Below are 11999 nucleotides of genomic sequence, written 5' to 3' on the forward strand. Positions count from 1 at the left end.
GCGCTGCATCGGCGGGCGGCAGCGGTACCGCGACCAGTCTAGCGGGACGCTCCGCCCGTGCCGGTGAGCGGCACAGGCGCTAGTCGCGGATCTGGCCGGTACCGCGCACGATCCACTTGGTGCTGGTGAGCTCCGGCAGACCCATCGGTCCGCGGGCGTGCAGCTTCTGGGTCGAGATCCCGACCTCCGCGCCGAACCCGAACTCACCGCCGTCGGTGAACCGGGTGGACGCGTTGACCATCACCGCGGCCGAGTCGACCTCGTTGAGGAAGCGCTCCGCGTTGACGATGTCGTTGGTGATGATCGATTCGGTGTGCCCGGTCGAATACCGACGAATGTGCGCGATCGCGGCGTCAAGGTCGGCCACCACCTTGACGGACAGGTCCAGGCTCATGTATTCGGTCGCCCAGTCCTCGTCGGTCGCGGGAACCGCCGCCGGGTACAGTGCTCGCACCGCCGCGTCGCCGTGGATGGTGACCCCGGCGCCGGCCAGCTTGGCGAGCACCCCTGGCAGCACCCGCTCGGCGGCCTGCTCGTGCACGAGCACGGTCTCGACGGCGTTGCAGACGCTGGGTCGTTGAACCTTGGCGTTGTGCACGATGTCCGCGGCCCACTGCTCGTTGGCGGAGGCATCCAGGAAGATGTGCACGACACCGGCCCCGGTCTCGATCACGGGCACCGTCGACTCGGTCACGACGGCCTGGATCAGCCCGGCATTGCCGCGCGGAATGAGCACGTCGACCAGCCCGCGGGCCTGCATCAGCGCCGTCGCCCCGGCCCGTCCGAACGGGTCGATGGTCTGCACGCACTCCCCCGGCAGGCCGGCGGCGACCAGCGCCTCGTGGATCAGGGCGACGAGTACCCGATTGGAGTTCTCGGCGGCGGACCCGCCACGCAGCACGGCGGCGTTGCCGCTCTTGAGGGCGAGAGCGGCGATGTCCACGGTCACGTTCGGGCGGGCCTCGTAGATGACACCCACGACACCGAAGGGAACGCGTATTTGGCTGATCTTGACGCCGTTGGCCAGGCTACTGCCGCGCACCACTTGGCCGACAGGGTCGGTCAGCGCTTCGATCTCGCCGACGGCGTCGGCCAACGAGCGGATGCGCGCCTCGTCCAGGCGCAGCCGGTCGAGAAGTCCGGCAGTCAGGCCGTTCTCGGCACCGGCGGCCAGGTCGAGGGCATTGGCGGCGACGATCTGCGCCACGTTCTCGCGCAACGCCACGGCGATTCCCTGGAGCGCCGTGTTCTTCAGCCGGGTCGGCGCGGACGCCAGTGCGAGCGAAGCCGTCCGGGCCGCGACGAGCATCGCCGTGAACCCGTCAGGGCTGGAACCGGGCACGGCCGTGGCGGGTAGGGTCTGCGACATGCCGTCAGTTTAGGGCAGAACGCCTCACTGTTGTCGGGTCGGCCGGCTCGAACCAGGTGCCGATCGGGTCGCCGCGGAGGGCCTCGGCGACCAGCGCCGTCGACGTCACCAGGACCGCGGTTCCGGCCTCTGCGGCGATCCGGGCTGCGGAGACCTTGGTGCCGGCGCCGCCGGTGCCCACGCCGGACTGGGAGGAGCCGAATTCGACGCCGGGGAGGGTATCGCCCAGAGCCACGTGCTCGATTCGTTCGGCTCCGGGCAGGTGTGGGGGCCGGGTGTACAGCGCATCAACGTCGCTGAGCAGAACGAGCAGGTCCGCCTTGACGAGGGTGGCGACGAGGGCCGCGAGCCTGTCGTTGTCGCCGAACCGGATCTCGTGGGTGGCGACGGTGTCGTTCTCGTTCACGATCGGCAGGATGCGCAGGCCCAGTAGCCGTTCCATGGCGCGCTGGGCGTTGCTGCGCGGCGACGCGTTGTCGAGGTCACCCGCGGTGAGGAGCACCTGGCCGGCGACGATGTCGTACCGGTCGAGGCTGTCCTGGTAGCGGAAGATCAACAGGTTCTGCCCCACGGACGCTGCGGCCTGCTGGGTGGCGAGGTCGGTGGGACGCTCGTCGAGCTGCAGGTACGGCATCCCGGTGGCGATGGCGCCTGAGGACACCAGTACCACCTCGGCGCCGCGGCCGTGCGCTGACGCCAGGGCGTCAACGAGGGGTGCGATCTGCCCCACATTGGCGCCGCTGATCGAGGACGATCCCACCTTCACGACGATCCGTGCCGCAGTGCCGACGCCGCTGCGCTCCAGCGGCCGCCTCGCTCCTCCGGTCACTCGGAGTCGCCCTCCTTGACGCGCCGGCGGGCGGCGTTGTTCTCGGTGACTTCGCCTTCGCCGGCGTTGAATTCCTCTTCACCGGTGGACCACATACCGGCCTCGCGCTCACGGATGAGTTCGGCACGCGCGGCGGACTTGGCGTCCATGCGCTTGAGGTATTCCTCACGACGCTCGTTGCTGGTGCGGCGCTTGGAGTCGTCCATCCGGCTGTCGGTACCGCGCGGGGCAGTGATCAGCTCGGCTGTGGAGGTGAGGGTGGGCTCCCAATCGAAGATCATGCCGTCGCCAGGGCCGATGACCACTGTCGAACCGGCGACAGCGCCGGCCTTGAACAGTTCGTCCTCGGTGCCGAGCTTGGCCAGTCTGTCGGCGAGGAAGCCGACGGCCTCGTCGTTCTTGAAGTCGGTCTGCTGCACCCAGCGTTCGGGCTTGGCGCCGAGGATACGGAAGATGTTGCCGAACGAACCACCCTCGACGCGCACGATGAAACCGCTGTCGTCGACGGGCTTGGGGCGGATGACGATACGCGGCTTGAGGGCCGCGGCTTCGGCGCTCGTGATCCGGCCGGCTTCGACGGTCTCGGCCAGGGCGAAGTTCAGCTGGCGCAGTCCCTCGTGGCTGACCGTGGAGATCTCGAAGACGCGGTAGCCGCGCTCCTCGAGTTCGGCCTTCACGAAGGCGGCGAGTTCGCGGCCTTCCGGAACATCGATCTTGTTCAGCGCGATCAGCTGGGGACGCTCGAGCAGGGGCGTCTGGCCCTCGGGCACCGGGTACGCGGCGAGTTCACCGAGAATGATGTCCAGGTCGCTGATCGGGTCGCGACCGGGGTCGAGCGTGGCGCAGTCGAGCACGTGCAGCAATGCGGTGCAGCGCTCAACGTGGCGCAGGAATTCGAGGCCGAGCCCCTTGCCCTCGCTGGCGCCCTCGATGAGACCGGGCACGTCGGCGACGGTGTAACGCACCTCACCCGCATCCACTACGCCGAGGTTGGGCTGCAGGGTGGTGAAGGGGTAGTCGGCGATCTTGGGCCGGGCCGCCGAGATGGCCGCGATCAGGCTGGACTTGCCGGCCGACGGGTAGCCGACGAGTGCGACGTCCGCCACGGTCTTGAGCTCGAGGTAGACATCGCCCTCGAAGCCGTAGGTGCCCAGCAGCGCGAAGCCGGGGGCCTTGCGCTTGGTGGAGGCGAGCGCGGCGTTGCCGAGTCCACCCTGTCCGCCCGCGGCGACGACGATGCGGTAGCCGGGCTCGGTCATGTCGGCGAGCTCGTTGCCCTCCGCATCCTTGACGACGGTGCCCAGCGGCACGCTCAGCTCAATGATGTCGCTGCCGTACCCGTTGCGGTGGTCACCCATGCCGGGGCCGCCGTTCGCGGAACTGCGGTGCGGTGAACGGTGGAACGCGAGCAGGGTGGTCACCTGCGGGTCGGCGACGAGAACGATGTCGCCACCGTTTCCGCCGTTTCCGCCATCGGGGCCGGCGAGAGGCTTGAACTTCTCGCGTTTGACCGAGACACAACCGTTTCCTCCGTTGCCCGCTCGCAGGTGCAGCGTGACTTGGTCAACGAACGTGGCCATGGGAATGCCCCTTTCAGGTGGCGATACAAACAAACATGAGGACGAGCCGAAGCCCGCCCTCATGCTGAAAAGCTGTGTGGATGCCTAAGCGGCAGCTACCACGATGTTGACGACCTTGCGGCCACCCTTGGCACCGAACTCGACCGAGCCGGCTTCGAGGGCGAAGAGAGTGTCGTCGCCGCCACGGCCGACGTTCACGCCGGGGTGGAAGTGGGTGCCACGCTGACGGACGATAATCTCGCCCGCGCCGACAACCTGACCACCGAAGCGCTTCACGCCGAGGCGCTGAGCGTTGGAGTCACGACCGTTGCGAGTGGAACTCGCACCTTTTTTGTGTGCCATTAGTTATTCTCCTCGGGCCTAGGCGATGCCGGTGACCTGAACGCGAGTGAGCTCCTGACGGTGCCCCTGACGCTTCTTGTAACCGGTCTTGTTCTTGAACTTCTGGATGACGATCTTCGGGCCGCGAAGGTCGTTGAGGACCTCGGCGGTGACCTTGACGTTGGCCAGCGACGTCGAGTCAGAGGTGATCTTGTCGCCGTCGACGAGAAGCACGGCGGCCAGCTCGACGTTGCCGTCCTTGTCAGCCTTGATTCGGTCCATCGTTACGATGGTCCCGACCTCTACCTTCTCCTGCCGCCCACCGGCGCGCACAACTGCGTAAACCACTTTACGTACCTATCTCTGGGGAACCCCGGGGGCTCCGATTCCTATGATGGAAAGTTACCGAGTGCACATGGACCAAGTCGGACCATGTCACTTCAGAAAACCTTGGGCGCTACGTGGACAGAGTCCTTCGCACACCAACACTCGACTTTAGCTGATCGGAATGCCCCGGTCAAACCACCTCGAGAGGGCGTGTCGCGCCCTCGGTTCGATGGCGACGCCCTGGACAAGCTTAGGGCCGCGATTGTCCATACACTTTCAGCATGGGCATACTGATCGACCAGCCGGCCTGGGCGGCCCATGGCACGCTCTGGTCTCACCTGGTGAGCGACTCCTCACTGGCGGAGCTGCACGCCTTCGCGGCCGCGCAGGGCATCCCCCGGCGCGGATTCGATCTGGACCACTACGACGTGCCCCAGGACCGCTACGACTCCCTGGTGGCGGCCGGAGCGGAGCCGGTCGACTTTCGCGGTCTCGTCACCCGGCTGCGGGCCAGCGGCTTGCGGGTCAAGGCCAGGGACCGCTGACGGACGCTCACCAGGTGGCGTCGATGCCCACGATGCTGCGAGTGATGGCCCCGGTTGACAGGTCGACGAAGAGTGTCGTCGCCGTGGTGGCCTGCGGGTCGACGGGGTAGCCATCCGTCACCTGGGTCTGGCTGTTCGGCACGGTCTGGATCGCCAGGTACTGGTCGTTGGGTGAGATGGCGAAGCCCACGATGGTCTCGTTGGGTAGCACCGGTTCGTAGACCACCCGCGTCGTCGGAGTCGCGGGGTCGCCCGTGACCAGGATCAGCGACTGTCCCACGCGCCCGGTCGCCTGGTCGAATTCGGCCACCCTCTGCACGTACCCCTCTCCCCCGGTGAGGAAGCGCAGTTCGGCTGTATACGGCGTGGTGCCGGCGACATCCTGCGGCACGATCGCCGCCTCGGCACCCGTGGACAGGTCGAGGATGTACTGGCGGTCCTGGTCTGACACGGCAATACGCAGCCCGTCGGGGGCGAACGCGTTGAGGTTGGGGAATTGGCCGATGGGGATGGGCACGGTTTCGGTGTCTGCTCGGGGGTCGATCAGCAGCAGGGTGGTGTCGAAGAGCTGAGCTACGACCTCGGCGCGGTTGGCCATGAACCCCCAGGCGATGGCCTGCACGGGCTCACCGTCGAGCCCGGCCACGGTGTCGACGGTGCCTCGGGTGAGGTCGAGCAGGAACAGGGTGTTGTCGTAGACGTGGCCTCCTGCTCCTGCTCCTGCTGCGCTGGTGAAGCGGAAGCCGATCGTGCTCGAGGACGGGGAGGCCTGCAGGTCGTGCACGGTTCCGGTGCCGGGCATGGTGAGTTCGGCGGCGCGGCCGTCACGGTCCACCAGACTGAGCGTGTTGGTGAGGTCCTCGGTGAGGGTGACCACCACGAGTTCGTCGCCGACGGGAACGAACGACTGGATGTATGGGGCGCTGAATGCGACGCTCGTCTCGGCGGATCCGACGGTGGTGCGTACGATCCGGTCAGGCGCCTTGGTCGGCTCGTTCGGCTGCGCCGGGGACCGGCTGAGCAGGTGGAGCGGCGCTTCGTCGGTGCGGAAGGAGACGGCGAGGTCGCTCGACCTGTCGGCGAATGGGCCGGTGACGTCGTTGACGGTCACCGTGTACTCGGTGTCGTAGGCGAGCGGCTGGGGGAAGACGATCACGATGGAATCGTTCCTGGTCTGCACGTCGACGACGCCGGCCGGGCTGACGGTGATCTGGTCCGTGCTCACCTCGGCGAGCTGCTGGTTCGTGTCGAGGACGAGCCGTTGGTTGGCCGTGGTGACGACGGCGCTCGTGTCGACCTGGAAACCGGTCAGCCGGGGCCCGTTGAGCACGTTGACGGCCACCAGGGCCAGACACAGCACGATCAGGCCGGTGAGGAGGGCGGCGAGGGTGCGGCGGAACCGCCGGCCACCGGCTGCGGTGTCCGGGTCGGCTATCGAAAACTGCCCAGACGTGAGGTCAGTAGACATACGGGTCGCTCGGCTGGTCGACGGGCTCGATGGTGGTGGGTAGCACGGCGAGGGTGTCTGCGGATCGGGCGCTCGGGTTGCTCACGAAGGTGCCGGTCACCTGCACCCAGTCGTCGGTGTCGTAGCTGGCCTGCCAGCCGGGCTGGTAGACGGCAACGCCGATGGGCTGGGCGTCGACGGCGCAGCAGGTGACCACGAACCGGGCGGCGTAGAAGACGTTGTCGGGGTCTGCGGCGTCCGGCAGGACGAAGCCGGTGATGCTGGCCGTTTTGTCGGCGTAGAGGGCGGGATCCTCGGACTGGGCCAGGAGCGACACCCACTCCTTCACGCTCAGGCGTTCGTAATCGCCGGTGCCCACCAGGGCGGCCGCCTCCTCCGCTGCGGCCTCGCTGTCCAGCCCGCCGGAATTGACCTCCCGTTGGGTGGCTGTGGCGCTGGTCAGGGTGGCCGGGGGCAGGGCCAGCACCGTGACCGTCGCGATGGCCAGAAGCAGGGCGCTGCCACCCAACGCCCAGGTCCGCCGGCCGGCGGACCTGCGGCCGGACGGCTCCGACTCCCCTGCTGACGGGGTGCGAAACACGAAGCTGGCCACGACGAAGACGAGGCCGACCACGGCCATCACGGTGGTGAAGATGAAGTAGCGGGGGTGGATGTACAACCCGAGCTGCCCGGTGGCGCCCAGCCAGATGGTGGCCACCACGATCACCAGGCTCAGGCCGATGCCGCGCCAGCGCTCGGCCAGGTAGCCGGCCAACGTGCCCTTACGCGACATTCGCTTATGCGACATAGTTCACCAACAGGCCGGCGGCCGCGCTCATCAGGGCCACCAACGCGGTGATCTGCACGAGGGTGCGGGTGGTGAAGGTGGTGCGCATCAGGGCGAGCATCTTGACGTCGATCATGGCTCCGAAGGTGAGGAAGGCGGCAATTCCGCCGGGCATGAAGGTGCTACCGAACGACAGCACGAAGAAGGCGTCGACGTTGGAGCACACCGCGACGATGAAGGCCAGGGCGATCATGGCCAGCACCGACCAGACCGGGTTGCTGCCGAGCGCCAGCAGCACCGAGCGGGGCACAAAAACCTGGACGAGCGCCGCGATCAGCGATCCGATGAACAGTGCGGGCATGATCACCGCGGTCTCGCCGGTGAACAGGTCGACTGACCGCTCGATACGGCCCGGCCGGGAACCGTGCGGGTGAGTGTGCCCCTCGTGCAGCCCGCCGTCATGCCCGCCATTGCTCACCGGCGCATCCGGCCGTGCGCAGGACGCTGAAAAGGTGCGGGTCAGGAGGCTGTCCGGGTCCGGGTGCCGGCTGAAGAGCCACCCGATAACGTTGGCTATCACGAAGCCGGCCACGATGCGGGTGATCAGGATCCCGTCTCCCCAGCCGAACGCCTGGTGGGTGGTGATGATCGTGATCGGGTTCAGGATGGGCGCGGCGAGCAGGAAAGTGATCGATTCCGGCACCGTGAAGCCGCCCACCATGAACCCGCGGGCCAAGGGCACGTTGCCGCATTCGCAGACCGGGAAGAACATGCCCAGCAGCGAGATGCAGGCGCGGCGGAGCACTGGTTGCCGGGGCAGGAATCGGGTGATGAAGCCGTGTGGGAGCCACACCTGCACCACCGTGGACAGCAGAATGCCGAGGAACACAAAAGGCGCTGACTCGATGATCACGCTCAGGGCGAGGGTGATGGTGTCCTGGACGCGGTCCGGCACTCCCCAGCCGGCGAACGCCGGGCTGACGGCACGGAGCGCGAACGCGGCGGCGACCAGAACCACACCGAGAATGAGTCCGGTGGGCACGCGCCGCACCGTCCCCCGATCCCTGTGCATCCGTCGATCTTACCGGAGTGCGGCAACCAGACCGGCCAGGTGGACCGGCCAGGTCGACCGGCCAGGTCGACCGGCCCCGGACGACAACAGCGGTGCCGCCCGAATCGGGCGGCACCGCTGCAGGGCCGATGAGGCCGTCGACCGTTAGGCGTTGTCCTGCGTGGGAGCCACGATCGGCTGCACGGTGGCGGTCGGACCGCCGGCGGTGGTGACCCGACGGCTGCGCGAACGGCCCTGGCCGGGCTGCTTGGGCTCCGGCAGGGCTTCAAGCACCGAATCGAGCAGCTGGTCGGTGACCTGCTTGCTCACCGGACGGCGGCTGCGCGGTGACTTCTGCACGGGGATGTCGAGAATAGCGACACCGTCGGCCGAGTCGGCCGGCACGGCCTCCGGAGCCAGGAGAGGCGCCTGAACCGTCGGGGCGGCGGTCTCGGGCTCTGTGCCGACCGGGTCGGTGGACGCCCGGTCGGGCTGCACGGCGGGCGCACTGTCGGTCGACTGGCCGGTGCGGCCCCCCGAACGACTGCCCGAACGGTTGCCCCGGGAGTTCGAACGGGCCGTGGGTGCGTTGTCGACGCTCTCGGCCGCGGTCGGGGCGTCGGCCTCAGCAGCCGGGGCGGCGGCCGGGGCAGACGTCTCGGTCGGCGCGATCACGGGGATCGAACCGGTCAGTGAGCGGCTGATGGTGCGCGCGGCGATCAACGCGAGGGCGTGCTTGGCGTCCTCGGTGATTCCGTGCGTGCCGTGGCCGGCCTTGGTGGCATCCGTCTGTACGGGCGCGCCATGCGGCTGACCGGAGTTCTGGTTGCCGTTGCCGCGCTGGCCGGAGTTGCCGGCGTCGTGGCCGGAGCCGCCGTTGCCGTTGGACTTGCTGCGGGGGCGGCGCTCCTGAGTGGGCTGAGCGGTCTGGCGGTGCTTGACGACGGGGTCGTGGTGGATGACGATTCCACGTCCGGCGCAGGCCTCGCAGTTTTCGCTGAACGATTCGAGCAGGCCCAGGCCGAGCTTCTTGCGAGTCATCTGCACGAGCCCGAGCGAGGTGACCTCGGCCACCTGGTGCTTGGTGCGGTCGCGGCTGAGGCACTCGACCAGGCGACGGAGCACCAGGTCGCGGTTGGACTCCAGGACCATGTCGATGAAGTCGACAACGATGATGCCGCCGATGTCGCGCAGGCGCAGCTGCCGAACGATCTCATCGGCCGCTTCGAGGTTGTTCTTGGTGACGGTCTCCTCGAGGTTTCCGCCGGATCCGACGAACTTGCCGGTGTTGACGTCGACGACGGTCATCGCCTCGGTGCGGTCGATCACGAGCGAACCGCCCGACGGCAGCCAGACCTTGCGGTCCAGTGCCTTTTCGATCTGCTCCGAGATGCGGTATTCGTCGAACGCGTCGCGCTCGCCCTCGTAGCGCTGGACGCGCTCGACGAGGTCGGGAGCCACCTGGCGCAGGTAGGACTCGATGACCTCCTGGGCGTCGTCGCCGGAGATGACCATCTTGTGGAAGTCCTCGTTGAAGACATCCCGCACGATCTTGATCAGCAGATCAGGCTCGCTGTGCAACAGGGCCGGACCGGACACCGTTTCAACCTGCTTGGCGATGGAGGCCCACTGCGCGGTGAGGCGGTTGACGTCGAGGGTGAGCTGTTCGTCGGTCGCGCCCTCGGCGGCGGTGCGCACGATGACACCCACGTTGTCCGGAAGGACCTCCTTGAGAATCTTCTTCAGCCTGGCGCGCTCAGTGTCGGGCAGCTTGCGGCTGATGCCGTTCATCGACCCATTGGGCACGTAGACGAGGTAGCGGCCGGGCAGCGACACCTGGCTGGTGAGCCGGGCGCCCTTGTGACCGATCGGGTCCTTGGTGACCTGCACCAGCACCTTGTCGCCGGGCTTGAGCGCCAGCTCGATGCGGCGACTCTGGCTCGCACCCGGGGAGTTCACCGCGGCGGCGTCCCAGTCGACCTCACCGGAGTAGAGCACGGCGTTGCGGCCGCGGCCGATGTCGACGAAGGCGGCTTCCATGCTCGGCAACACGTTCTGCACACGACCGAGGTAGACGTTGCCGATGAGCGACGCATCCTGGTTCTTGGCCACGTAGTGCTCGACGAGCACTCCGTCTTCGAGAACGCCGATCTGGATCTTGTTGTGCTTGGCCCGCACGACCATGGCGCGGTCGACCGACTCGCGGCGGGCGAGGAACTCGGCCTCCGTGATGACAGGGCGGCGGCGGCCGGCGTCGCGGCCGTCGCGGCGGCGCTGCTTCTTGGCCTCCAGGCGGGTGGAGCCCTTGATCCGCTGGGGCTCGGTGATCAGCTCGGGTTCGCGCGGAGTCCGCACCCGCACCACGGTGTTCGCGGGGTCGTCGCTGCGGCCTTCTTCACCGGTGCGACGGCGCGCGCGACGGCGCACCGTCGAGCCCTCTTCGGGGTCGTCATCCTCGTCGTCGAGCTGACGGCCGCCGGACCGGACCGGGGCCGGCAGAATCGCCGGGGCCTGGAAGATCAGGGACGTCGTCGGCCGGCGAACGACCTCGACGGTCTCGTCGAAGGGTGTCGGCAGGGCAGGGAATGCCACCGGCTGGTCCGCCGCGGCTGCCGCCTGGTCGGACGAGGCCTGGCCGAACGGCACCTGGTCGGAAGCCACTCGGTCGGCCGAAGCCGACGGTGACTCCGGCGTCACGGCCGGGTCGTCCTGACCGGGTACACGGGGCGTGTCACCGATCGGTTCGAGCTGCTTGGCCGGTGCCGCCTTCCTGGTTGTTTTGCGAGTGCCGAACAGGCCCTTGCGCTTCTTGTTGTCGTTGTCTTCCACCATCACTGGTGCGCTCCTTGACCGCTGTGGATGACCGCGCCACCCACTCGGTTACTCTCTCGTGCGATGCTCTCGCTTGCGCGAAAACCCCGCGAATCCTATTGCGTGCCGCAACCGGCTCTTGGCTCTGGTTGCAAATACCTTTGGTCTAGGACCAATGAATCTGGGCGAATGCCGCCCATTAAGCCTTATGGCATCGGTTTGAGCGCGGCTCAAACGACTGTTTTGATTATCGCACGCATTCCCAGGGACGCGCACGCGACACATGGCATAATCCGAATGTGCCATTCACCACGTCAAAAAAGCCTCCGATCGGTCTCGCCGTTTTCCTGATTCTCGCGGGGGCAATCGGTTTCGCGGCGGCATTCGCGCTCACCCTGGACAAGTTCACGATGCTGGCGGATCCCGCGGCGCAACTGTCCTGCAACTTCAGTGTCCTGGTGGGCTGCAGCACCAACCTCGGCTCCTGGCAGGGCGCGGTGTTCGGCTTCCCGAACCCGTTGATCGGGGTGGCGGGCTGGAGCGTGGTGATCACCATCGGGGCGGCGATCCTTTCGGGCGCCCGCTTTGCCCGGTGGTTCTGGCTGGGCCTGAACCTGGGGGTCGCCGGTGCGCTCGCCTTCGTCATTTGGCTGATGGGCCAGAGCTTCTTCGTCCTCGACGTGCTGTGCCCGTGGTGCATGGTCACCTGGACGGTGACGATCCCGGTGTTCCTCGCCGTGACTCTGTACAACCTCAAGACCGGCATCATTCCGGGTTCGGCGCGGGTGCGGCGCCTCGCGGCCGGCGCCTATTCGTGGATCTTCGTCATCACGATCGCCTGCTACCTCGTCGCCGCGACGATCGCCCAACTCCAGATGGACTTCCTTCACCGCCTCTGAGGCTTCTCCAGCCCGCAAGACGTGAGAAAGGCC

The 11999-nt window shown here is 67.5% G+C and carries 11 protein-coding genes; 2 read left to right on the plus strand and 9 right to left on the minus strand.

The genetic code is table 11. The features are described from left to right. Positions 1 to 79 precede the first annotated feature (79 nt). The 5 genes from C3B61_RS06320 to rplU all read right to left on the minus strand — a co-directional run bounded on the left by C3B61_RS06320 (position 80) and on the right by rplU (position 4447). Entirely contained in the window at positions 80 to 1369 is a 1290-nt protein-coding gene (locus C3B61_RS06320; RefSeq protein ID WP_103459898.1) for a glutamate-5-semialdehyde dehydrogenase, read from the minus strand. 4 nt (positions 1370 to 1373) lie between these two features. Continuing rightward, a complete protein-coding gene (gene proB / locus C3B61_RS06325; protein WP_103460032.1) occupies positions 1374 to 2174 on the minus strand; it encodes a glutamate 5-kinase in 801 nt (266 codons plus the stop codon). Between the two features lie 20 nt (positions 2175 to 2194). Beyond that, the gene (gene obgE, locus C3B61_RS06330) at positions 2195 to 3778 is read right to left on the minus strand and encodes a GTPase ObgE (protein ID WP_088456367.1); all 1584 of its coding nucleotides are present in this window, start codon (positions 3776 to 3778) and stop codon (positions 2195 to 2197) included. 84 nt (positions 3779 to 3862) lie between these two features. Continuing rightward, positions 3863 to 4120 carry a 50S ribosomal protein L27 gene (rpmA, locus tag C3B61_RS06335; RefSeq protein ID WP_066595878.1) on the minus strand — a complete coding sequence of 86 codons (258 nt, stop codon included), beginning with the start codon at positions 4118 to 4120 and terminating at the stop codon, positions 3863 to 3865. Between the two features lie 18 nt (positions 4121 to 4138). Next, positions 4139 to 4447 (minus strand): 50S ribosomal protein L21, encoded by a 309-nt coding sequence (rplU, locus tag C3B61_RS06340; RefSeq protein WP_066595881.1) that lies wholly within the window; start codon positions 4445 to 4447, stop codon positions 4139 to 4141. 260 nt (positions 4448 to 4707) lie between these two features. Here rplU and C3B61_RS06345 point away from each other — a divergent pair, with 260 nt between their 5' ends. After that, positions 4708 to 4971, plus strand: a complete 264-nt coding sequence (locus tag C3B61_RS06345; RefSeq protein ID WP_088456368.1) for a DUF4031 domain-containing protein — start codon at positions 4708 to 4710, stop codon at positions 4969 to 4971. Between the two features lie 7 nt (positions 4972 to 4978). On the opposite strand, the gene C3B61_RS06350 is transcribed toward C3B61_RS06345, so the two are convergent. The 4 genes from C3B61_RS06350 to C3B61_RS06365 form a co-directional block, all read right to left on the minus strand. Next, positions 4979 to 6439, minus strand: coding sequence for a hypothetical protein (locus C3B61_RS06350; RefSeq protein WP_103459899.1), 1461 nt, complete (start codon positions 6437 to 6439; stop codon positions 4979 to 4981). Then, positions 6429 to 7211 (minus strand): TIGR03943 family putative permease subunit, encoded by a 783-nt coding sequence (locus C3B61_RS06355; protein ID WP_103459900.1) that lies wholly within the window; start codon positions 7209 to 7211, stop codon positions 6429 to 6431. Before C3B61_RS06355 ends, C3B61_RS06350 begins: the two co-directional genes overlap by 11 nt. A gap of 4 nt (positions 7212 to 7215) precedes the next feature. Continuing rightward, complete coding sequence (locus tag C3B61_RS06360; protein WP_103459901.1) at positions 7216 to 8277, minus strand: permease; 1062 nt, start codon at positions 8275 to 8277, stop codon at positions 7216 to 7218. A gap of 144 nt (positions 8278 to 8421) precedes the next feature. Beyond that, the gene (locus tag C3B61_RS06365) at positions 8422 to 11088 is read right to left on the minus strand and encodes an Rne/Rng family ribonuclease (protein WP_103459902.1); all 2667 of its coding nucleotides are present in this window, start codon (positions 11086 to 11088) and stop codon (positions 8422 to 8424) included. A 278-nt stretch (positions 11089 to 11366) separates the two neighbouring features. Between C3B61_RS06365 and C3B61_RS06370 the strand changes: the two genes are divergently transcribed. Then, positions 11367 to 11966: a vitamin K epoxide reductase family protein gene (locus tag C3B61_RS06370; RefSeq protein ID WP_088456373.1), complete on the plus strand. Its 600-nt coding sequence runs from the start codon at positions 11367 to 11369 to the stop codon at positions 11964 to 11966. Positions 11967 to 11999: the final 33 nt, after the last annotated feature.

The sequence above is a fragment of the Cryobacterium zongtaii genome, assembly GCF_002909375.1.
In the GTDB taxonomy this organism is placed as follows: domain Bacteria; phylum Actinomycetota; class Actinomycetes; order Actinomycetales; family Microbacteriaceae; genus Cryobacterium; species Cryobacterium zongtaii.